This is a genomic window from Nostoc sp. CCY0012 (assembly GCF_963920855.1).
GTDB lineage: Bacteria > Cyanobacteriota > Cyanobacteriia > Cyanobacteriales > Nostocaceae > Cyanocohniella.
In genome coordinates this window covers 1-22,076 of record NZ_CAWUDM010000096.1, presented here as the reverse complement: position 1 = coordinate 22,076, position 22,076 = coordinate 1, and the positions used below count along the sequence as shown (strand labels likewise).

25 protein-coding genes and 1 tRNA gene are annotated in these 22,076 nt (G+C 40.4%); 13 read left to right on the top strand and 13 right to left on the bottom strand.

Going from position 1 to position 22,076, the window contains the following annotated elements; genetic code table 11:
- Positions 1-1,149, top strand: a 1,149-nt coding sequence (locus ACM0OS_RS22375; RefSeq protein ID WP_414545390.1) for a hypothetical protein, incomplete at its 5' end; no start/stop codon positions are given.
- Positions 1,150-1,255: 106 nt separating this feature from the next.
- On the opposite strand, the gene mdh is transcribed toward ACM0OS_RS22375, so the two are convergent.
- Positions 1,256-2,230 carry a malate dehydrogenase gene (mdh, locus tag ACM0OS_RS22370; protein ID WP_414545389.1) on the bottom strand — a complete coding sequence of 325 codons (975 nt, stop codon included), beginning with the start codon at positions 2,228-2,230 and terminating at the stop codon, positions 1,256-1,258.
- A gap of 79 nt (positions 2,231-2,309) precedes the next feature.
- Positions 2,310-2,525, bottom strand: coding sequence for an NAD(P)H-quinone oxidoreductase subunit O (locus ACM0OS_RS22365; protein WP_414545388.1), 216 nt, complete (start codon positions 2,523-2,525; stop codon positions 2,310-2,312).
- 231 nt (positions 2,526-2,756) lie between these two features.
- Between ACM0OS_RS22365 and ACM0OS_RS22360 the strand changes: the two genes are divergently transcribed.
- Positions 2,757-3,200 carry a hypothetical protein gene (locus ACM0OS_RS22360; RefSeq protein WP_414545387.1) on the top strand — a complete coding sequence of 148 codons (444 nt, stop codon included), beginning with the start codon at positions 2,757-2,759 and terminating at the stop codon, positions 3,198-3,200.
- A 12-nt stretch (positions 3,201-3,212) separates the two neighbouring features.
- Complete coding sequence (locus tag ACM0OS_RS22355) at positions 3,213-3,824, top strand: hypothetical protein (protein WP_414545386.1); 612 nt, start codon at positions 3,213-3,215, stop codon at positions 3,822-3,824.
- A 46-nt stretch (positions 3,825-3,870) separates the two neighbouring features.
- Here the strand turns inward: ACM0OS_RS22355 and ACM0OS_RS22350 are convergent, their stop codons facing one another.
- The 4 genes from ACM0OS_RS22350 to ACM0OS_RS22335 all read right to left on the bottom strand — a co-directional run bounded on the left by ACM0OS_RS22350 (position 3,871) and on the right by ACM0OS_RS22335 (position 6,508).
- Complete coding sequence (locus ACM0OS_RS22350) at positions 3,871-4,053, bottom strand: DUF433 domain-containing protein (RefSeq protein WP_414545385.1); 183 nt, start codon at positions 4,051-4,053, stop codon at positions 3,871-3,873.
- 59 nt (positions 4,054-4,112) lie between these two features.
- Complete coding sequence (locus tag ACM0OS_RS22345) at positions 4,113-4,961, bottom strand: DNA-formamidopyrimidine glycosylase (RefSeq protein ID WP_414545384.1); 849 nt, start codon at positions 4,959-4,961, stop codon at positions 4,113-4,115.
- Between the two features lie 244 nt (positions 4,962-5,205).
- Entirely contained in the window at positions 5,206-5,418 is a 213-nt protein-coding gene (locus ACM0OS_RS22340) for a photosystem I reaction center subunit IV (protein ID WP_414545383.1), read from the bottom strand.
- A 505-nt stretch (positions 5,419-5,923) separates the two neighbouring features.
- Positions 5,924-6,508, bottom strand: coding sequence for a PAP/fibrillin family protein (locus tag ACM0OS_RS22335; protein ID WP_414545392.1), 585 nt, complete (start codon positions 6,506-6,508; stop codon positions 5,924-5,926).
- 242 nt (positions 6,509-6,750) lie between these two features.
- Between ACM0OS_RS22335 and ACM0OS_RS22330 the strand changes: the two genes are divergently transcribed.
- Both ACM0OS_RS22330 and mraY read left to right on the top strand, forming a co-directional pair.
- Positions 6,751-6,990, top strand: a complete 240-nt coding sequence (locus ACM0OS_RS22330; protein ID WP_414545382.1) for a DUF3134 domain-containing protein — start codon at positions 6,751-6,753, stop codon at positions 6,988-6,990.
- 78 nt (positions 6,991-7,068) lie between these two features.
- On the top strand, positions 7,069-8,172 hold the full coding sequence (gene mraY, locus ACM0OS_RS22325) for a phospho-N-acetylmuramoyl-pentapeptide-transferase (protein ID WP_414545381.1): 1,104 nt from the start codon (positions 7,069-7,071) through the stop codon (positions 8,170-8,172).
- Between the two features lie 68 nt (positions 8,173-8,240).
- Here the strand turns inward: mraY and ACM0OS_RS22320 are convergent, their stop codons facing one another.
- The 5 genes from ACM0OS_RS22320 to def all read right to left on the bottom strand — a co-directional run bounded on the left by ACM0OS_RS22320 (position 8,241) and on the right by def (position 11,102).
- Positions 8,241-8,741: a MogA/MoaB family molybdenum cofactor biosynthesis protein gene (locus ACM0OS_RS22320; protein ID WP_414545380.1), complete on the bottom strand. Its 501-nt coding sequence runs from the start codon at positions 8,739-8,741 to the stop codon at positions 8,241-8,243.
- Positions 8,742-8,848: 107 nt separating this feature from the next.
- On the bottom strand, positions 8,849-9,187 hold the full coding sequence (gene psb28 / locus ACM0OS_RS22315) for a photosystem II reaction center protein Psb28 (RefSeq protein WP_414545379.1): 339 nt from the start codon (positions 9,185-9,187) through the stop codon (positions 8,849-8,851).
- A 163-nt stretch (positions 9,188-9,350) separates the two neighbouring features.
- Positions 9,351-10,148: a PD-(D/E)XK nuclease family protein gene (locus ACM0OS_RS22310; protein WP_414545378.1), complete on the bottom strand. Its 798-nt coding sequence runs from the start codon at positions 10,146-10,148 to the stop codon at positions 9,351-9,353.
- 176 nt (positions 10,149-10,324) lie between these two features.
- Positions 10,325-10,528 carry a hypothetical protein gene (locus tag ACM0OS_RS22305; protein ID WP_414545377.1) on the bottom strand — a complete coding sequence of 68 codons (204 nt, stop codon included), beginning with the start codon at positions 10,526-10,528 and terminating at the stop codon, positions 10,325-10,327.
- 10 nt (positions 10,529-10,538) lie between these two features.
- On the bottom strand, positions 10,539-11,102 hold the full coding sequence (def, locus tag ACM0OS_RS22300; RefSeq protein WP_414545376.1) for a peptide deformylase: 564 nt from the start codon (positions 11,100-11,102) through the stop codon (positions 10,539-10,541).
- Between the two features lie 201 nt (positions 11,103-11,303).
- Between def and ACM0OS_RS22295 the strand changes: the two genes are divergently transcribed.
- From ACM0OS_RS22295 to ACM0OS_RS22280, 4 genes are all read left to right on the top strand, one after another.
- Positions 11,304-12,206, top strand: coding sequence for a cell division protein FtsX (locus tag ACM0OS_RS22295; protein ID WP_414545375.1), 903 nt, complete (start codon positions 11,304-11,306; stop codon positions 12,204-12,206).
- Positions 12,207-12,226: 20 nt separating this feature from the next.
- Positions 12,227-13,027 (top strand): DUF3598 family protein, encoded by an 801-nt coding sequence (locus ACM0OS_RS22290; protein WP_414545374.1) that lies wholly within the window; start codon positions 12,227-12,229, stop codon positions 13,025-13,027.
- A gap of 234 nt (positions 13,028-13,261) precedes the next feature.
- Complete coding sequence (locus ACM0OS_RS22285; protein ID WP_414545373.1) at positions 13,262-14,989, top strand: NFACT family protein; 1,728 nt, start codon at positions 13,262-13,264, stop codon at positions 14,987-14,989.
- A gap of 561 nt (positions 14,990-15,550) precedes the next feature.
- On the top strand, positions 15,551-16,222 hold the full coding sequence (locus tag ACM0OS_RS22280) for a PEP-CTERM sorting domain-containing protein (RefSeq protein WP_414545372.1): 672 nt from the start codon (positions 15,551-15,553) through the stop codon (positions 16,220-16,222).
- 142 nt (positions 16,223-16,364) lie between these two features.
- Here the strand turns inward: ACM0OS_RS22280 and ACM0OS_RS22275 are convergent, their stop codons facing one another.
- A complete protein-coding gene (locus ACM0OS_RS22275) occupies positions 16,365-17,963 on the bottom strand; it encodes an iron uptake porin (RefSeq protein ID WP_414545371.1) in 1,599 nt (532 codons plus the stop codon).
- A 319-nt stretch (positions 17,964-18,282) separates the two neighbouring features.
- Here ACM0OS_RS22275 and ACM0OS_RS22270 point away from each other — a divergent pair, with 319 nt between their 5' ends.
- Together ACM0OS_RS22270 and ACM0OS_RS22265 are read left to right on the top strand one after the other, a co-directional pair.
- Complete coding sequence (locus tag ACM0OS_RS22270) at positions 18,283-19,314, top strand: metal ABC transporter substrate-binding protein (RefSeq protein ID WP_414545370.1); 1,032 nt, start codon at positions 18,283-18,285, stop codon at positions 19,312-19,314.
- A gap of 271 nt (positions 19,315-19,585) precedes the next feature.
- Positions 19,586-20,356 carry a metal ABC transporter ATP-binding protein gene (locus tag ACM0OS_RS22265; RefSeq protein WP_414545369.1) on the top strand — a complete coding sequence of 257 codons (771 nt, stop codon included), beginning with the start codon at positions 19,586-19,588 and terminating at the stop codon, positions 20,354-20,356.
- 75 nt (positions 20,357-20,431) lie between these two features.
- Here the strand turns inward: ACM0OS_RS22265 and ACM0OS_RS22260 are convergent, their stop codons facing one another.
- A complete protein-coding gene (locus ACM0OS_RS22260) occupies positions 20,432-20,695 on the bottom strand; it encodes an ArsR/SmtB family transcription factor (RefSeq protein ID WP_414545391.1) in 264 nt (87 codons plus the stop codon).
- Positions 20,696-20,924: 229 nt separating this feature from the next.
- Here ACM0OS_RS22260 and ACM0OS_RS22255 point away from each other — a divergent pair, with 229 nt between their 5' ends.
- Together ACM0OS_RS22255 and ACM0OS_RS22250 are read left to right on the top strand one after the other, a co-directional pair.
- On the top strand, positions 20,925-21,794 hold the full coding sequence (locus tag ACM0OS_RS22255; protein WP_414545368.1) for a metal ABC transporter permease: 870 nt from the start codon (positions 20,925-20,927) through the stop codon (positions 21,792-21,794).
- Positions 21,795-21,873: 79 nt separating this feature from the next.
- Positions 21,874-21,946, top strand: a tRNA-Phe gene (locus ACM0OS_RS22250).
- The last annotated feature ends 130 nt before the right edge of the window (positions 21,947-22,076 follow it).

Here is a 22,076-nt window from a genome sequence, read left to right as displayed (position 1 = left end):
CAGTCAGACTCCTGGTATACAAGCGGTTCAAGACTTTTCTGCACCACTAAGGGTAAAGATATAGCTGCATGGTTAGGACGTTATCAACAATTTTTGACTAAGAGTACACGCGCTCAGTTTCAAATGGGAATTGAAATTAGTAAAAACATAACTGATAAAAAAGCCCTACATGAAACTATTATGAGTTGCTTAACTCGTGATATAGACTGGGTTAATTATCATGTAAAGCGTCTAGCTATTCTGACCGAATCTATGGAAGAAGAACAAAGTTCACTAGCTCAAGCCAACAGCGAAAGAAAAGTATTACAGCTAATCCGTAATGGTTACTTTGATAAAGCAATTTCTAAGTTAGAAGCTTACTGGCAGCAAACAGAAAAAATTGACATCAAAAGTAGAGGTTGGTTAAAGCAATTAGCTGCTCGTGCTGCACATTACTGGGGAAGAAATGATTTATCTCAGCAGTATCAGCAGCAAGCATATGCAGATAATTCCAGTTTATTACGTCCTAAAATCATTCCACCTTACATACAATTGACAAAACCAGGTAAGCAAGCTGAAGCCATTGTCAGTCAAATTACGACTTACAGAAACCTTAGACGAGGTTATCTTGGATGGTTTAATCAACAGATTTCACATCTAGTTCCAGAAGCAAGTGCTAATCAATTTGAGCAGGCCTTGGTAGACCTTGGCTATATGCTCGGTTTTCATACAGAAAGACCAGAGAAAATTTATGGTATTGGTCCTGATGTTCTCTGGTTATTAAATGAAAATTTAGGATTGGTTATCGAAGCAAAAAGTCGTAAGTATCCGAACAATCCTTTAAATAAAGATAATTTCGGTCAATTATTAGCATCTGTAGAATGGTTTAAGAAAGAGTATCCAAATTACAACTACATAGCTGTCTGTGTTCATAATAACATTAATACAACCAAATCGATAGTAACTAATGATGATTCCAAAGCATTAACACTAGATAAGTTAAATCAACTTATTGCTGATACTCGTGCTTTACTAACAGAACTATGTGAATCAAATGTCTTTGACGATGAACTGGTACTTAAATGTGAAAACATACTGAATAATTCTTCTCTGAAACCAGAAAGACTGATAGAAGAATATCTTTTAGCGTTTGCCGAAACAGAAAATTAATTCTGTTAAAGAAAAGAGAAACATTCCATTTTTAAGGCTAATTTATATCCTTACAATACAATAGTAAAAAAGCGACAAAATTTTGTCGCTTTTTTTAGTTAAACTATTATCCCAGTGCTAAAATTTCTTGCGCCCTGTTAATATTATTACGTACAGATTGAGCCGAAATCTGCAAAGCTTCTCTTTCCCCATCAGTGAGATGCAATTCCAAAACACTTTCAATACCACCACAACCCAAACGACAGGGAACGCCAATTACAATATCATCTAAACCGTATTCACCTTGTAAATAAGTCGCCACAGGTAACAACCGCGACTGATTCAACAAAATCGATTCCACCATCACACTCGTAGCCGAAGCAGGGGCAAAAAATGCCCCACCAGTCTGCATTAATTCCACAATTTCCGCCCCACCGTTGCGGGTTCTCTCTACCAAACGTTCAATTGTGGCTGTATCCAATAATTCTGTGATGGGGACGCCGTTAACTGTGGCGTAACGAGACAAAGGAACCATTAAATCACCGTGGCTACCCAATACCATCGCTTTCACATCAGCAGGTAACACCCCTAACTCTAAGGCAATGAAAGTTTCAAACCGGGCTGAGTCTAACACACCAGCCATACCCATAACGCGATCGCGTGGTAAACCCGTAGCTTGCCAAGCCAAATAAGTCATCACATCCAAAGGATTAGTGACAACTATAAAAATAGCATTGGGAGAATGAGCGATCGCCTGTTTCGCTGCTTCCACCACAATTTTGGCATTAGTTTTCAGCAAATCATCTCGACTCATCCCTGGTTTCCGGGGAAGTCCAGCCGTAATCACCACAATTTGCGAACCAGATGTATCAGCATAATTATTCGTACCAATAATCTGACGATTATGTAACTCAATTCCCCTAGCCTCCAGCAAATCCAAAGCCAGTCCTTGAGGCATTCCCACAACAATATCCAGCAACACCACATCTGCCAAATTTTTCTCAGCAATCCGTTGGGCTAGAGTACTACCAACCCTACCAGCACCAACAATAGTGACACGGGGTAAACGACATAGAATCGGGGAATCAGGGGAATAAATCATAAATTAGGGAGTGGGGAGTAGGGAGTAGGGAGTGGGTAAATTTTCTTAAAACCCATTCCCCATCCTCTTTAATAGCGACTTAGTTAAACTCTTCGAGTTGATCCAAGCGTAACCAAATATTCGGTGTCGGTACCTTACCAAACTTCACCAGGGCATAATCACCTTTAACATCTACAATTTCGCCATTGCTGTCAAACAAATAAGCAGGAAAACGAGTATCACTAGCTTTTGCTTCCAGACTATTTTCCAGTTTCTCGCGGACAGCGCGAACTATATCTCCTTTTTTGACCGCCATTAGTCTCCCTCTTAAGTTTACAGATCGTTTTAAGAGGATTTTAGCTTGTGGACAGATGCAAATACCCTTAAAAAATCTGGATTAGTTATTGGGTACTTGAGGGTTAATTAACGCGATGTGCGACTTATTCTTCTATTTCTTAAATTTATATCCGCAAAAAGTCAGTATCCATACCGTTGTAATTATAAATACTACGTGTAAAACTAATTAGAATATTTACCACAAAAATATATGTCTATTCAACAATTTCTTACTGATATTAACGGTATAGCTCAGTTATGGGCTACTGATGGTCAATTCTTAGGATTACTGTCTAGTAATCCATACGATACAAACTCAATCAGCAATTTTCACGGAATTTATGGCAGTCCACATGGGCTATATAGTATCCGTAACTTACATGGTATGTATGGAGGTGAGCATGGTTTATATAGCCCTTATAATCTTCACTGCATAAATCCTCCTGTCATCTTTTATCAAAATCAAGCAGTGCTAATAGTTTCAAAAAATACTTACTTTCAAGCGAATGGATTGCCAATAGTCGATCCTGATTTTTTAGTTGGTGTATACGCACAAGCAGTCAGTTCACCAATGGATAGGCTAAATCAGGCAGCACATGACACTCAAAATCATCTGAACCGATCAGCAGCAATCATTGCGTCTATGTTTCAATAATTAAAAACTAGTATGGATGTAAATTTATCAAGAGAGCAAATATTTCATAGTTGGGCTAAATTTTTTAAGCCTGAATCGTTAAAGAGTAACCTTATTGTTGCTTCTATATTTTTAGCTGGATACGAAGTACTTAAATCTTCAATCATTGAGCGTATTGTCAATTTTTTCTCTTCAGATTTCAATGAAAATGGTGCAATTATTAGTGAAAATTATAAAAATCAAGTTTTGTCATTACACAAGAATCCTCTCGAAGCATCACTTTTGTGGTTAAAAGGAGTTTCGGCTATTGATGATGCTGACATTAAATTGATTGATGATATTAGGAAACATAGAAATGAATTAGCACATGAGCTACTTAGATTTATAACAACTGCTGATTCTGATATTAACATTCACCTCTTAGAAGCTATATACAACTTGGTTTACAAAATAGATCGATGGTGGATTAAGGAAGTAGATATTCCGGTAAATTCAGATTTTGATGGTCAAGAAATAGTCGATAGTGACATCAATTCAGGAAATATGCTTTTCATTCAAATGATGATCACAATTGCTACTGGTGAAGATTCTTCAATATTCTGGGAAGAGATCCAAAAAACAAACAGATATAACAGATATAAATGATACGTAAGAAAGAATAAAGCTTGTAATTTTTGTAAAACAAGTATTTTTATACTCTAAAAGCAATCACCTGTTCTCGTTTAACTGTGGGAAATCCCTCCAAAAAATCATCAATGGACTCCCCTGCCTTCAAATAATCTAACAGGGTTTGCACAGGCACTCGTGTTCCTGCAAAGACTGGTGTACCACTCATTACATCTGTTGATGCTGTAATGATTGTTGATTGACACATGATCCCTCTTTTTTAAGCATTGCTAGGCTATTTCATTTTAATCCTACTCCCCAATCCCCTCAACTCTGACACTGGGGGCAAAAATGACTAGAACGACCACCTAATTTAATTCGCTGTATGGGAGTACCACAAACTCGACAGGGTTCACCGGTGCGGTTGTAAACCCAAGCGACACCACCATAATTACCATTGATCCCCTTAACGTTGAGAAAATTACTAAAAGTTGTGCCGCCAGCCGCAATACTAGTTTCCAATACTTGAATAATCTCTGTATGCAAACGCTGAATTTGCTCTAGCTGCAAATCTGGACACAGGGTAACTGGTAAGACTCCACTTTTAAATAGTGCTTCATCAGCGTAGATATTTCCTAATCCTGCCACAACTGACTGATCTAATAGTGCAGTCTTGATGGGACGGCGGCGATTTTGCAACTTAGCTGCGAGATATTCAACGGTGAATTGGGGTGAAAACGGGTCTAATGCCAGTTTTCCTAAGCCGGTCATGATACTTTCTACGGCTACTTCCGGAGGCACCCACCACATTTGACCAAAGGTGCGCTGGTCAACAAAGCGTAATTCTTGCTGGCCCCCAAAGAATATTCTGACCCTTGTGTGCTTGTGTAATGGTTCATCTTGATGCAGCCATAGGAGTTGACCAGTCATTCGGAGATGCACGCCTAGCCACGTGGGGGATGGGGGAGATGAAGGAGTGAGTTGGGCTAAAAGATATTTACCGCGACGATGCCAAGTGGTAATGGCGCTTCCTTTAATTCCATGAATAAACTCATCAACAGAAAACGGGTAGGCGATGGTGCGATTGAGCAAGACATCTCCACCCGTAATTTTTTGATTAAGGGTCAATTGATTTAGACCCCTACGAACAGTTTCAACTTCAGGCAGTTCGGGCATTTAAGCTGATAAGCAAGCAACTTGGATGTATTCGGGGATCACTTGAGAGGCGATGGGTAAGTATATAAACAATATGAGATAGTTTATATTACTACCAAAGAAAAACCGTAAATACCCGCAGGTAGGCTCCTTATATAGTGGAGTAGCTTAGGGTGAAGTATGAGAGAACTAAATGTTCTACACCTCATACTTAAGGCTTCTCTACCATCATCCCATCAAATAATCCCCTTTGTAGCTCTGCCGCTTATTTTTTCGCTTTAGCCTTTGGTGCTTCTACCTCAACTAATTCGTCTACGGCAAAGTTATTAGTGTTGATACCAGAGTAGTTGACCTTATCAAACCGGACAATTACTGAGTATTTGATGCCGCTTTGGTCGATAGAAGCCACAGTTCCTAAATCCTGGAACCAGTAGGATTCGGGGCGGAGAATACGTACTTTAGAACCACGTTGAACCATGAGTATCTTCCCTTTTAATTACGAATCGCCAATATATAGGGCTATTTGATTTCACTCTACATCCTGAAGGTTGCTGCTAGAGGCTTTGTTAAGTTATTTATCTGAGACCTTCATCCCTGGCGGGGAAGTCAACGAAGAAAGTAGGGGGAAATGGGGGAGAAAGGGTAGTTGGGGGAGTAGACTCCATACATAAACGTAGGGGCTGGAAATAAAGATGTCTTGTACCTCGTTGCCAGCAATATCCAAGAGCCTCAAGCGCACTCCCAGACTTCCTTTTTGGTCAAAAATCAAAAAACTTGGTTTACCTCTTTTCGTTCTTTTATTTTCTCTCCCCATATTCCTCATCTCCTACCTCTACGTGATCCCCATCGGCCCATCTACCCCATCTACTCCTTTCAGCACTTACAAAGCTCAAACCTCAAATTTAAAATAGGTATCAGACCCTACTTGACAAAGTACAGACAATCGCTTAAGGTCATTCGCAAATACATAAATTAGGTAAACTTTATGTCTTGCTTAAAACAAACACACTACCCTCGTTACCCCTGCCAATTCGCAAATCGCTATCTATATAAGTGATGTCCAACCAGCCTTGTTGTTTCTCACTGTTGAGAGGAGTATCAATTGCCGTAAATTTTTTACCAGCTTCAATTTGTTGGATAAAATCGGCGGGAGATTCATAACCTATCAAACGTTTTAAACCGACAATCGAGCGCTGAAATTTTACTTGAACGCGTCTTTCGGAAACTGGATCAAATTTGGCACCTACGCTCACTAATCCTTCGAGATAAGGTAAGCCATAAATCTCCGCTATGTTGTAAACACTAGTAGTGTTGACACGGATACACTGATAAATTTGACCGAGTTTACATAAAGGCACGCGGTCTATGTTTAAAAGACCTTTACTGGTTGTATATATTAATCGCCAATCGCCATCGAGCAAGCTGTTAGCTTCTACTGGACGGGGTGTAGGATTTAAGTCTTCCAAGTTGGCGATCGCAGCTAGAATAGCCTGCTTTTGAGGTTCACTAGCTAATAAACCTCGGTTTGTCCCTGCGATCGCGTCAATTAGATTTGCTTTTCCCATCATCATTGATCACCTCAAAAATTATCAGAATGCATCCACCTTAAGTCGATATTAATGTCATATGTATAGAGCCTTACCAAATACTAAAAACCTATCTCTGGTTGACTTACCACTATTAAATAAAAAATATCTATCAACGTGCGGATTCATTCACCCTAGACTTGAATGAATAAATAAATTATCGCGTGTCAAGTGATAGACTTCTTAATGTCTAGTTACATAAACCTTTTTGTGTCTTCGTAGATATGTTGCATTCTCCCTTAAGTGAAGAACCCCGTAATCAGCGCGCCCCAGTTATCCCCTTAAAGCAAGAGTCTTCTATGATGGACTGGTTGCAAGCTAAAGGGCGTCTTGTAGCGCGCAACGTTCAAGAAGCTGATGTTTCGGACGATGAAGCAGAAATTTCAGATTTTTTGAGTGGAGAAGACGGGATTGGAGACTATGACTTGGATGACGACAGCGATGTCAGTGTAGACGACGATTAGTGTATTAATGTCGGGGACTTGGTAAGATATATCGTCCCCATTGTCAATTTTTTTATGTGTGGAGTGAAGGGAATCTCTGTGGACGCTAAATTATCTCCGAACCAAGAATCAAACATTTCCGGTATTGGCCTAGCTTCTGGTTTAGCCGCAGCGCTAAGTGTAGCAGCATTGATATTTGATTGGTTGGGCAATAGAATGCCCTGGCAAGGAATGTCACTCACCCTGCCATTGTTATTGTGTGCGCTGAGTTCGGCTGCTATTGGCTATGTAGTCATACCCCTGTTGCAAGCACTCAAAACCGGGCAAATTATCCGTGAAGACGGGCCCCAAGCCCATTTGAAGAAAGCAGGTACACCCACAATGGGGGGTATATTCTTTGTCCCCGTGGCTCTGGTGATTGCCTGTGTAGGGTCTAGCTTTGCACCAGAAGTGCTTGCTGTCTCCGCCTTAACCCTCAGCTATGGATTTATTGGCTGGCTGGATGATTGGCAAATTTTACGCCGCAAATCAAATAAAGGTATATCTCCTAAGATGAAACTAGCTTTGCAAATCGGTTTTGCAGCTGTGTTTTGTTTGTGGCTGATGTTTAATCAACCTTCTAATATTACAAATATTGCTTTACCTTGGGTGAGCTTGGCGCTACCTTTAGGATTTTTATTCTGGCCTTTAGCTGGCTTTGTCCTAGTGGCAGAGAGTAATGCAACTAATTTAACTGATGGTATTGATGGTTTAGCAGCAGGAACCGTGGCGATCGCCCTATTCGCGTTAGGTGCTTTAATTGCCCCTGTATCCCCAGGATTAATGGTTTTCTGTGCCGCATTAAGTGGCGGGTGCTTAGGTTTCTTAGCCCATAATCGCAACCCAGCCCGTGTATTCATGGGTGATACTGGTTCCCTTGCATTGGGAGGCGCTTTAGCTGCTGTAGCATTACTAACCAATAGCTTAGTAGCACTGTTTATTCTCAGTGGCATCTTCTTTGTAGAAACCCTTTCTGTGATGGCGCAGGTAACATATTACAAAGCCACCAAAGGGCCAGACGGTAAAGGCAAGCGCTTATTTAAAATGGCACCCCTACACCATCACCTGGAATTGACAGGCTGGTCAGAACTGCAAGTAGTCGCAGTATTTTATATCATTGCTGCCATGTTGGCTGTAATTTGTTTAGCGATCGCACCTTTTTAATTATTTTGAGAACCTAATTTAAAACACAAATAGCCTCCGTATATACGGAGGTTTTTTCATGCCAATCTCTACTTCCGCATCTGACTAACTAAGTGCGCGATTTCCGGCAAAATCAGCTTTTCCATGCCTAAGCGCACAGCATTACTAGAACCAGGAAGCGAGAAAATTAACTTATTTTGATAAACACCAGCCACGGCGCGAGAGGCGATCGCACGTGAACCAATTTCTTGATAACTTAAAAATCGAAATAACTCGCCAAATCCGGGTAAGGTTTTTTCTAATAATTTTTCAATAGCGTCATAGGTGGTATCTCTAGGTGCAATACCCGTGCCACCATTGAAAATTACAACATCTAAATTCGCACTTTCACTCAGCCGTTGGATCTGTTGTTGAATTTGTGTTGGCTCATCTTTAATGATTGCATAAGCTAATACCACATGATTGGCACCGACTAGCAATTGCTTGATGATTTGTCCACTCTTGTCTGTTTCAGAGGTACGAGTATCACTAACAGTAACAACAGCACAAGTTACGGTTATTCCTGGTGAATCTGGGTGTGGTTGTAACACGGGTATAAGAGAAGGTAGGGAGATGAGCGGGGCGAGGGGAAAATCAAATTTTTTGACTTTTGACTTTTAATTTTTGACTTTCCCGTAGGGGTGGCCCCAGTCCCCACTTATTCAGCCTTATTAAATCCCAAATCGTTTTGTTCGGCATACCGTTCCATGAAGCGCATAAAGCGTTCCCATTCTTCAGCAGATTTCATGAGATGAAGTGCTTCTAAAGCTTCTGGTTTACCGTTGACGAATTTACCCTTCACTTCGCGGGTAACTATTTCTCCTTCTTCGTCAATCAGGTACATACCGGTGACTTCTTCAGTACTACCTTGAGCCAAAATTTGTGGATTTGTAAAAATAAACGTTGCTGTGCCACTGTCTCCACTGCGCGATCGCGTCAGCCGCACCTCTGGAATTACTTCTTCGTCAATTCCTCTGGAAAATTGGATCTTTGCCATGATGAGTGTATTTAAAGTTTTGTAATGGTTAATTTGTTATTCTCTCATTATTTGGGAAATGCTGAAAACTCCCATCTTTTTAGCAGAGATTGGTAGCAACCCGGTTAGTATCATAAGTGAGTCAATAAGGCAATAGATAAATTAGAAAAATACCGGAATGTTATTAAAGTGATATTTCTTGAATACTGGCAATATTGGGCAAAGAATTGAATCGCTGTTCTTGAATAGCTTGTGTCCGTTCACATCTGGCGGCGAATTGACAAAAATCACAGTCCCTACTAGTTTCTTTTACTTGAGGAAATGGCTGATTTTTTTGATAACCTTCTAAGCAATTTGTTAATAAACTTAATAGTTGATTAAGTTCCTTGGCTGTTTTTTGATGTTGAGCAGTATTATAACTAAAACTAATATTTTGTGGTTCTCCCTCAGATTGGACAAACCAGTAAGTCATAGAAATATTTTCGGGTAAGTAAGTACTAGTCTCGGCTAACACATATAGATAAAGACGTGTTTGCCAATTTTGTTCTAACTTGCGTTTATTTTGTGGTTTAGGATAAGTTTTCCAGTCGAGAATTTGTGCTTGCTGGCTATCTGCAATTAATAAATCATACACAACCGTCAGCAAATAGTCTTGAATTTGCAGTGTGCGGTAATGTTCACTTTCACGGAAAGCTTGGTTTACGGTTGGCTTTAAAAGTTCTGGTGCAGCATTGGCAAAACCTGACATCCAGTTTTGCAGTTGAGTATCTGCTTGTAGAAAACTATCTATTGGTAAACCCATTTCTCGCTGTTGCATCAGCAAGTGAAACCGACTACCCAAAGTCTGCTTTTCTTCATGTTCTGGGTCGGAGGGCGAATTGAGTTTTTCTAAGTAGGTGTGCTGGAATTTACGCGGACAAGCTTCTAGTAAGTTGAGATGTCCTTGAGATAGATGTAATAGTTGGGTGTCTTCTGTCAGCATTCTTTTATTTTAGAAGCGATCGCTTCTCAATCGCCTGCTTGCTTCAGGTTCCATCTTTTCTGACTCAGACTAAGTTGCGTCCTCTGGCCTACTCTCTACCGAGTAAAAAATAAAAGGTACAAGGATGAATTTTGCCTATTTCCTTCATCCCTCTACCTTTTTTATGTACCTGATGCTTATTTAATGTTAGCCCGTGCGTCCCTCACTGCGGCAAAGAAAAATAATCCTGTGAGTGGAATGCTCAATCCCAGAATAATTGCAGTTACCTGAACGCCCAAATCAGGCTGTCCGGAACTAAGTTCAAACACTGAACCGACGGCGGCGATCGCTGTTACGCAAGAACCGCCGAGAAATAAACCGCTTTTTGGAGTTAAATACACTATTAGTCCTCTATGCTAATGGTTTCACCGCTTGATACGAGAAGCCATTTTTCGATAGCTCCTGGGCCAAAGTCAAGGAGTTTTGTACACGGTCTACAAATACTACGCCCTTGAGGTGATCCATTTCATGCTGAATGCAGCGTGCGAGTAAATCGTTAGCCTTAAGGGTTTTGGGACGACCGTATTCATCCTTATAAGCCACTTCCACGGCTTCGGGACGCTTAACATCCAAATATACCCCAGGAATGCTTAAGCACCCTTCTTGGGCAACGCAGACTTCGCGGCTGACTTGTTTAATGGTGGGGTTGATTAATACTAGTGGCGGATTGGCTGGGTTATCTGGTTCGCAATCGATGACAATTAGTTGCTTATGAATTCCCACTTGAGGCGCAGCCAAACCAATGCCATCACTGCTGTACATAGTTTGCAGCATTTCGCGTACCAGTTGACGAAGTTCATCGTCTACTTTATTAATACGCTTTGCATCTTGACGCAGCACGCGATCGCCCAAATAGTGCAATTCCAAAGGCGGATTTTTTAACTTTTTTTTCTCAACAGCAATTTCAGAAGGCATGATGATCAATGGCTAATTTGTGAAAATTCCGACTACCTTAATTCTACCAATCCCCACTCTCCACTCTCCACTCCCTACTCCCGTACCCTTGGGGAAGCTACGCTCACGGCTGAAGCTCACTCCCTATTCCCCACTTCCTACTCCCATCCTCAACATGTCGAGTATAACGATTATTAACGTAATTGAGATATTGGGGACATCGTGTTTAAATTTCTCACGAAACTTGACTATTTGCTCAAAGAAACTTTCCTGGGTTTGCTACGGGGCGGGTGGATGAATTGGGCAGCTATTAGTACTGTCACAGTGTTATTATTCCTATTTGGCTTGAGTTTGCAAACTTCCTGGCAAGTAGAAAAACTTTTGAATCAGTTCGGGAGCCAACTAGAAGTCTCAGTTTATCTCGATCCAGATACACCAGCCCGCAGCGTTGAGCCGTTTGTGATCCAAATGCCTGATGTAGTAGGGATACAAACCATTACTAAAGAACAAGCTTGGACTAGGCTAGTCAAGGAATTGGGAGTTTCTGATATTGATGGTGTGACTCAACAGTTAGGGGATAATCCTTTAGTAGATGAGATAAAGGTCAAAGCTCGCAATCCTCAAGTTGTACCCAATTTAGCGACTCAACTAGTTAAATTGCGGGGAGTGGAAACAGTGCAGTATGTCGATGAAGCAGTGAAACGTATTGCTCAGTTGCACCGGGGTTTAAATTGGATGACTTTGACAATTACAATGATTTTGACTGTAACTGCGATCGCAGTAACTACTACTACCATCCGCCTGATTGTCATGGCGCGACGGCGAGAAATTGAGATTATGCAACTAGTGGGTGCAACATCCGCCTGGATTTATCTACCGTTCATTTTACAAGGAATTACTTTCGGCTTAGTTGGCGGTGCGATCGCTTGGAGTTGTATTTCTATAATGCAACAATTTATCAGTAGGTTGCTAGCCAATCAACCAGAGTTTATCCAGTTTATTACCAATGGTTTACAACTGACTCCAGTACAGATTTTAACATTGCCGTTAATTCTTTTAAGTTTCGGTGCAGTGGTAGGATTAATGGGCAGCTTATTTGCTGTGCGGCGGTTTGCGAAGAGTTAAAGCAATCAGGACTTAAGTTTATGGCATCTCAGTGGGAATCTTTGCTGCAAAATCTTGGTGAATGGCAAGGTTCATTTACCCGATTCTCACCCCAAGGAACACTTTTAGAAGATGTCAAAAGTGTAGTTTCTTTATCAGGGTTGAATAATAATCAGACTATCCGTCAAATTGTCAGCCGCCAAGGACAAGCCGATTTAGTTTTAGAATACAGTTCTGTAGCTAGGAGTACACTGTTTTTTGCCAATGGCGCTTTTTCTCAAGGCTCAATTCAGCTAGCACCTTTTACAGAATTTGGTGCTGAACTGGGTTTGATTCATGAGCATCGCCGCTTACGCCTAGTTCAGCTATTTGATAAAAATAGTCAGTTAGATAAGATAACTTTAATTCGAGAACATTTAGCCGGGACTGAACCAGTAGAACGCCCCACCTTACAAATAGAAGACTTGTTGGGAGAATGGCAAGGTGAAGCTGTAACCATATATCCAGATTTACGTTCGCCTGACAAGTACTCGACAAATTTAAAATTGCAACTAGATGATAAAGGGCGATTAATTCAAAGTTTGAGTTTTGGTGAACGGACAATTACATCCAGTGGAACTATAAACGGTTCTAAAATTAACTTTGATCAAAATCAGATCCAAGTATTACTTTTACCTAATGGTGCTTCAGCCACTTCCCCGTTACAATTACAGTTGCGTCAACCTTTATTTTTAGAAGTTGGTTGGTTAATTCAACCTCATGTACGCCAACGCATGATTCGTAGCTACAACAATAAAGGCGAATGGGTTAGTCTAACATTAGTCACAGAAGAAAAGATTTAATCCTCGTCCATGTCTATCATGAAAAGTGGAGTTTTTGTCATTGGACGCCAGGAAGCAATCTCATAATCTTGACTACAAACTACAGTTTTCAAAGTAGACAAGGTTTAATCTCCTCCAGATTTATTGATAATTCCTATAAAAATCGGCTGAAAACTTTTTTGCGTTAATCAACCTTGAGCCAGACGAGATAGCATATACTGAGCATCGACCTTTGAAAGCCAGCGACTAATTCTTGTGCAACCAGTTGACTTTACTACTCTCACAGCTGCTTGTAGCGAACTACGCGCGCACTGGCTGCCATCTCGCTTAGAACAAGTTTATCAGCGCGATCGCTATACGATAGCGGTGGCATTACGTACTCTCAAGCAAAGGGATTGGCTAGAAATTTCCTGGCATCCCCAAGCGGCACGTATTTGTGTTGGCGATCCACCGCCACGATTACCCGATACTTTCACCTTCAGCCAACAACTAGTACACCAATTGGGTGGTTTGGCCCTGGTGGGAATTGAAGCGATCGCACCTTGGGAACGTGTTGTTGATTTACAGTTTGCCCGGCGTCCCGGAGAAAGCGCCCTATATCATATATATGTGGAAGTCATGGGCAAATACAGCAACGCTATCCTCACTGATGACAGCAAAATGATTATCACTGCTGCCCATCAAGTTGGTCAGCACCAGTCTAGTGTCCGTCCCATTCAAACCGGACAGCCTTATGAAATACCACCAAAGCTTACTGGCCCTGTTCCCAGCTTGCACGAATCTCCAGAACGTTGGCAAGAAAGAGTCAGTTTAGTACCAGGAGCAATCAAGCGTCAGTTGCTCAAAAGTTATAGCGGCTTGAGTGCAGCATTGGTAGAGTCCATGTTATTGGCAGCTAATTTAGCACCAGAAACCACAACCGATAACCTCAAACCAGAAGACTGGCAACAGCTGTTTACAAAATGGCAAGAATGGCTACAAGCTTTGGAAACAAGTAAATTTCAACCAGCTTGGACAGCAAATGGATATACCGTCATGGGTTGGGGTGCAGTTGCACCAGAAAAAGATATCCAAACCTTACTCAACAAATACTACACCGACCAGCTAAATCAACAAGTATTTGCTCAGTTACGCCATCAACTGAGTCAGAAATTGCAGAATATCTTAGTAAAATTACGAAATAAAGCGCAAACCTTTACTGAACGCTTGCAGCAATCAGATCAAGCCGATGAGTATCGGGAAAAAGCAGATTTGTTGATGGCGCACCTGCAAAACTGGCAACCGGGAATGAAAGAAATTACCCTGTCGGATTTTGAAACAGGTAAACCCATAGCGATCGCCTTACAGCCAGATAAAAATGCTGTGCAAAATGCCCAACGCTTATATAAACAGCATCAAAAATTAAAACGCGCTCGTGCTGCTGTAGAACCGCTACTTTTGGAAGTACAGTCAGAAATTAGCTATTTAGAGCAAGTAGAAGATGCCATTGCTCAGATAGAGAATTACCAAACAGCAGAAGATTTGCAAGCCTTAGAAGAAATCCGCGACGAGCTAATTGGACAAAAATATCTCGAAGATCCAGGATACCGCAGTCGTAGCGTCAACGAAACAGCCAGTACTAATTTTCATCGTTACCGTACCCCTAACAACTTTGAAGTCTTAATCGGGCGCAACAATCGCCAAAACGACCAATTAAGCTTTCGTGTCGCTGGGGATTATGACTTGTGGTTCCACGCTCAAGAAATTCCTGGAAGTCACCTATTACTGCGTTTAGAACCTGGATCTGTTCCTGACGCAGCGGATCTGCAATTTGTCGCTAATCTCGCTGCTTACTACAGTCGCGCTCGTCAAAGTGACCAAGTACCAGTAGTTTATACACAACCCAAGCACGTTTACAAACCCAAAGGAGCCAAACCAGGAATTGCCATTTACAAGCAAGAGCAAATACTCTGGGGACAGCCGCAATTAGTCATTAGTCATTAGTTACTCTCTCCATCTCTATCTCTCGACATTCTGAAATTACTCTTTAAGATAGAGGTTTGTCCTTTGGTCACATATCTTTTTTTGTAGATATTTACGAAAAAACTGTGTTGACTGTTACAATATTGTTACGAAAAGTTGCCCGTTGCATTTTGGGAACGCGCAATTTGGTTTTGACTCTACTGAGAAGACAACGCGAAAAAACATTGTTCAGGCCAGCTGTGGGAGGCTGGCTTTTTTGTTGGATACTTTTCAGTAATTTCCATATGGTAGTTTTTTGACTTAGTGAAATACACCATCACATTTTCTTTGTCCTCCTTCTGGAAGACTTAAAACTAGTAAATTATACTTAATATTTTCTGATTTATCAAAACAAAATATACAAATACACCTCTGTTTAGCGTAGATATAGTTTATTCAAATAAGCTTTTTTGAGGATTTTTTTATCATCTTTATATTCAAATATATAAATACATTTTTTCTGTAAAAGCTCTATTAATTACTACACAAAAATCTACTGCATATGCCAAATTGTTTACATCAATCATCTGGAAAAATAAAGCAATGTCTCTTCTACAAAAACTATCATTGGCGTTAATCGGTACTTCTATTGTTTTCATGAGTGCTAACCCAGCTAGTGCTATTAGTCTAACTAAAGGAGGTTCTAGCCTTGTTTCTGGAGAAGGTCAATATACTAATATTCAAGGAGCTACAACCATTAACTTTAATGATGGAATAGCACCTACTTCTGGATATGTTAGTTATTCTGCAAACAGTGCCGTTGTCCAACGAAATCGATCAGGAAAATATGCTACCCCTTTTGGTAATACCAGCAAATATCTCACAGTTTCTCCAGACACTAAGGATGTAACTATTAAATTTGCTGCGGCTATCGATTATTTTGGTTTCTACTGGGGGTCAATAGACAAATATAACTTTGTAGATGTTTATAGCGGAGGCTCTTTACTCCAAACATTCACTGGCGCAGATGTTCCTGGTGCGCCTGCTAATGGTGCACAAAGTGGCAATGTGAATAATGTCTACGTTAATTTGTTGGGCGATAAAGGAGAATCTTTTGATAAGATAGTTTTCCGGTCAACCAGTTTTGCATTTGAAACCGATAATCATAGCTACAGATTAGCTAGCGTTCCTGAACCGACTACTATCTTAGGTCTATTAGCCTTTGGCGCTATGGGTGCTGGATCGGTAATCAAACGGAAATCAAAAATAGCCTAAAATTTTGCAAAAGCTATAAGTAATCAAGAATATCTAATCCAAAATTACTGCGCCAAAGTTAGGAATTTTAAATGTGAGCAGTTAATATCATCAAAAAAAAGACGCAAAGAATCTTTTTGCGTCTTTTCTGTATTTATGGAAATTAGAAACTAAATGTAGTTCTTAACGCACCAATCACAACATCACTATTGTCGTTGTTATGGTCTGGAGATGTCAGCCAGATGACACCAGGGGTAATGGTAATATTGTCACTTACCTTGTACTGGTAAAATGCCTCAAGATGATAAGAAGTATCGCTATCTCTTGCCACTCCTGGGATGTTGGAACTGGTAACTCTAGGTTCTATACCAGCGATAATCCCCGCCAAGTTTCCTTGTTTACCCAAGTCAGGAAAGCCTAAGGTAACTGCATAGTTCCAAATGTCAGCCTCTGAGCGATCGCCTGTTAAGGTACGGCTATTGGTGTATCCCGCCCAACCACCTAAGACTATTCTTTCGCTGATACCAACAGATGCTTGAACACCATAGGAATTGCTGGAAAAAGCTAAATCTTCGTCCACAATACTTTGGAATGTGGCGGCATTACTACCTGTGAGTAGGGGCTGTTTGTAAGAATTAATGTAGGTTAAGCCCAAAGCAATGCGATCGCTTGGTCTGACTGTTAACTGGGCCAGCGCACCGTAAGCACCATCAAACAAACCATTTTTAGGTGATGGATCATTCGCTGCACCACTCAAATATCCTAAGCTGAGTGCTAATCTATCACCGAACTGATGGGTTATCCCTAAACCGGCTCCATCCATTTGGCTATAAATGGGGTTGCGTGTACCAAAGGTAGATAAAGCCCCAAAACTGCCATCTCCATCAAAAAGGTTGATAGTATCGGTGATGTCATCTGCTGCACCTGCATTGGCGATCGCAATGACTTCTGTTCTTTCACCCAAAGGAAAACTGTAAAACAATGCATCTATTTCGGCATTGGTATTACCATCTTCACCGGCGAAAAATAAGTTACCTTCTGGTGTGCCAATGTTGGGGCTGAGAATATTATTAGCTTGGATTCTCGTAAATAAGGTGTCTCTACCAGTAAAACTGGTGACAAATTCCACACGCGCCCGTACGCCCAGAGTTGTATTCTTGTCTGTAATATCTTCCTCGTTAACTCTATTCCCACCCAAGACATCACTGATAACCGCCACAACTTCCCCTTGCAGTTTAGTAGTGGTGGAAAACTGATTCGCTTCTAATTCGGCGGTGCGTAATTCCATTCCATCTAAACGACCACGTAAAGTCAGCAGTTCTGCGGCAAATTCTTCTTGTAGTCTTTGCAGTTGTGCTAAATCTTGTTGTCCTACCACATCACCAGTAGCGGTAGCAATTAATTCATTCACCCGATCAAGACAAGCATTCAAACCAGCAGCAAATTCATATCGAGTCAGCGCCCGATTACCTCGATAAGTTTGATTAGGATAACCTGCTATGCAACCGTAACGTTCTACCAACGATTGCAATGCTTGGAAAGCCCAATCTGTAGGTTGCACATCCGATAACTGAGAAACGGAGGTAACTTGTGCCTGAGTTTCAGTAATATCCTCAGTTCTTATCTCTAAGTTGGTTATATTTTGAGACTCAGTGATTTCTGATTTTGTGGGTAGTTCCCCTGCATATACACCAGTGCCAAAAAAAAGCACAGTACCACAAAATACTGGACTAACTAGTAGATATTTACAGAATTCTCGCATTTTTTCCTCACACTTACTTAATGCTTAAACGTACTCACCCCTAAGGTTTTCCAGAACACATTGGTTGTTCAAGTCGTCTCAAAAATATTAACAGTAGTTTAAGAATTTTTACAGTACCACAAGTAAAAAAAACTATTTCTCAGGATTAAGTAAAAATTATGAAAATTAGTATTTTCTGCAACATATATTTTATTTGTTGTTTATTATACAAACTTTTTTTTACTATATTGTGTGAGAATGAGACTTATTCTACAATAGAAAGCTAAACTCATTCTCAATCAAAAATTAAAACAATATTGAATTTATAGGAGAAAACATTGTGATTTGGAATCTATTAGGATGTAGAACAGGTAGACAACGCAGAGGTATTCTGCCCTTCATGGCTCTACTTATGTTGTCAGTAACCGTTGGCTGTAACCAATCAAACTCAAATTTGGGCGAAACTACCGAACAAAACCCCCAGGCACAAGAAGCAGCTGCGACACCAGCAAATCAAGAAAGAACGAAAGTTGTAGCCACAATTTTACCCACTTATTTGTTTACCAAAGCGGTAGCTGGAGATGCAGCAGACGTATCAATTCTCGTACCACCGACTACAGATGTGCATGATTACCAAGCTACACCGGATGATGTTAAGGCGATCGCTTCAGCCAATATTTTGGTAAAAAATGGTTTGGGATTAGAGGAATTTCTGGATAGTACTATCAAAAATGCCGAAAATCCTAATTTGACAAGAATTGATGCCAGTCAAGATATTCAAACCTTAGACGAAATTTCACCTGTTGATAAAACTGTGACAGATAGCCACGGACATAGCCACGGTCACAGTCATGATCATGGCGATGGTAATCCTCATGTTTGGTTAGACCCAGTATTGGCAAAACAGCAAGTAACCAATATTCGAGATGGATTAATTGCTGCTGACCCTGCTAATAAAGCTACTTATACAACCAATGCTGCGGCTTACATTCAGGACTTAGACAAATTAGATCAAGAATTTCAGCAAACCTTGCAAAAAACTCCTAACTGCACCTTTATTACTTTTCATGATGCCTTTCCATATTTAGCTCAACGCTACAACTTGAAACAAGTAGCTGTAGTGCAAATTCCTGAAGACCAACTTTCACCAGCCGATGTGCAAAAAGCCGTGAAAGCTGTACAAAAATACGACGCTAAAGCTTTGTTTAGTGAACCAGGAGTAGATAATAAACTATTAACCAGTCTGGCTCAAGATTTAAATGTAACTGTGCGTAACTTAGACCCTTTAGAAACTAGTGGTGATAGAGATCCACAATATTACTTCCAGACTATGAGAAATAACTTGCAAACTTTGGCAGATGGGTGTAGTTAAACCTCGTCCATCATAAAAAGTGGAGTTTTTGTCATTGCGACGCCAGGAAGCAATCTCATATTTCAAAGTAGACAAGGTTTAGTACCACAAGGTGAACGTCAAAAAGCTTTGATTTTGAGCCTTTGCGTTTTTGGAAAATCTTACCTATTTACGCCCTGGAATAGTAACATTAAAAATCCCGGAATAATAGGCGAAAATGAAAAGAATATAAGCCCCTAAATATATTTAGGGGTATCATGAATTTTGAATTTTGACTCCGGAGCGAAGCGACGTGGCATCTCCCATTTTAAAAGTAGAAAAATTAACTGTATATCAAGGAAATTATTTAGCTGTTCGAGATGTTTCCTTTGAATTATTACCAGGAACAGATACAGCTATAGTTGGCCCCAATGGTGCAGGTAAAAGCACTTTAGTCAAAGCAATTTTAGATTTGATTCCCCACAGTACTGGCAAGATAGAAATTTTTGGTCGCCCAATTACGAGACTAGGCAATTTACGTCACCAATTGGGATATATGCCACAAAATTTCATTTTTGACCGCAGCTTTCCCATTTCGGTAGGTGAATTAGTAGGACTAGGATGGGCAAAGGAAAGTAAAAGAAAAAATTCGTTTTTTTCTAGGTTGTGGAGAAAAGATCAAGAAAAGTCAGCAGCTGTAGTAGAAGCCTTACGACGTACAGATGCTTATCATCTGCGAAATCAAGCCATTGGTACTCTTAGCGGTGGTCAACTCAAGCGCGTCTTATTAGCTTACTGTTTAGTCGCGCCTCGGAAACTTTTATTGCTAGATGAAGCTTTTGCGGGTATTGATGTCCAAGGCGCAACAGATTTTTATGCTTTACTCAATGAATTAAAAAGAGAAGAAGGTTGGACAGTATTACAGGTTTCCCACGATATTGATATGGTAAGCCATCATTGCGATCGCGTTCTTTGTTTGAATCAAACTGTTGTTTGTACTGGTAAGCCAGAAATTGCCCTATCACCCCAGAATCTTTTAGCTACCTATGGTCCAGGGTTTAGTCCCTACAAGCATCACCATTAATAGCAACTTGTGAATTTTGAGAAAATTTTTATATTGAAAAATAAAAACCAACTATTTACTACTCAATTTTTTAATTTATTCAGGTTCATCCAGATGTTCAGCAACAGCTTGATAAAGATGAAAAATATGATTATCGTGCAAGTGATAAAACACATTCCGTCCTTGTTTACGATAGCCAACTAAACGCATTGCTCTTAAGTTGCGTAGCTGATGAGAAACAGCCGATTCACTCATATTCAATAAAGCAGCTAAATCACCCACACACAGTTCTTTCTTAGCCAAAAAAGAGAGTATTCGCAAGCGATTAGCATCTCCTAAGAAGCTAAAAAAATCTGCCATGCGTTGAGCTTTTTCACTGCTGAGAACTTCATCTGCTAAGTGTTGCACAATATCGCTATCTATAGGACTTTATTTTAAATTATACTGAATTATTACACACTTGATAATCAAGTTTAATGACATTTAAAGAACTAAATTCTTGATGAGTATTTTCTTAAATTTGTCTGTTAAGGATGACTAAAAAAATATATATTTTAACTACTTAGGTTCATTTATATAGATTACGCTAATGTATTTATCCTTGAATTGCCCAATAAACTGGCTGGCAATTACCAATAGTCTGGACTTATTGAACTTGTTAGAATTTCCCTTCATGCAGCGGGCGATCGCAGGTGCTGTATTGATGGGCATACTAGGAGGTTTACTAGGTAGCTTCGCCACCTTACGCCAGCTATCTTTTTTCAGCCATGCCGTAGGTCATGCAGCACTAGTAGGTGTGGTATTGGGTGTACTGCTACAGTTAAATCCCACTTGGATGCTATTGCCATTTACCCTAGTCTTTGGCGTTGTTGTCCTCTATTTCATCGACAAAACAGATTTAGCCAGTGATAGCGTTCTTAGTATAGTGCTATCAGGCGCATTAGCTATTGGTGTGATCCTCACTAGCTTGGTTCCAGGTTATCGTGGCAACTTAATGAGAGTCCTGTTTGGCGATATTCTGGCCATCGACACCACAGATTTAATTTTGACGCTACTTTTGTTGATAGGCAGTAGCATCTTTTTACTTTCAACTCTACGACAGCAAATTTTGTTGACCCTAAACCCCGATGTGGCGCAGGTACAAGGTGTTCCAGTTCAATTATATCGTTATGGGTTTGTAATTCTACTGTCGTTGGCCGTTGCCGTGGCTATCACAGCCGTAGGCATTTTATTAGTAAATGCCTTTTTAGTGATTCCGGCATCCACCGCCAAACTTATGAGTCACCACTTTAGCCGCTTTCTGCTCATATCCGTGGTAATTGGTGCTACCACTAGCGTTGCTGGTATCATCGTTTCAGGTCTTTTCAACCTAGCATCAGGCCCTAGTATTGTGCTTGTCCAGTTTTTGTTCTTTGTCGCCATTTTTCTTGGAGTCAAGTTGAGGTTCAAAGCCGGATAAAATCTTTTTTTCTTCAACCCCTTGCAAAATCCCTTTGTGTTTGCTACATTTATTAATCGTGGCTCAAAAACAAGCCCCAGCCGGGATAGCTCAGTTGGTAGAGCAGAGGACTGAAAATCCTCGTGTCACGAGTTCAAGTCTCGTTCCTGGCATATTCTAAATCCCTTGAAATCTAGAGTTTCAAGGGGTTTTTGCTTTTAAACATCTGATTAATCAAGGAAAAAGTTCTAACTCACATTCCGCACCCTTAACTGTCACAATCGGTTATTACGGAAGTTGAGT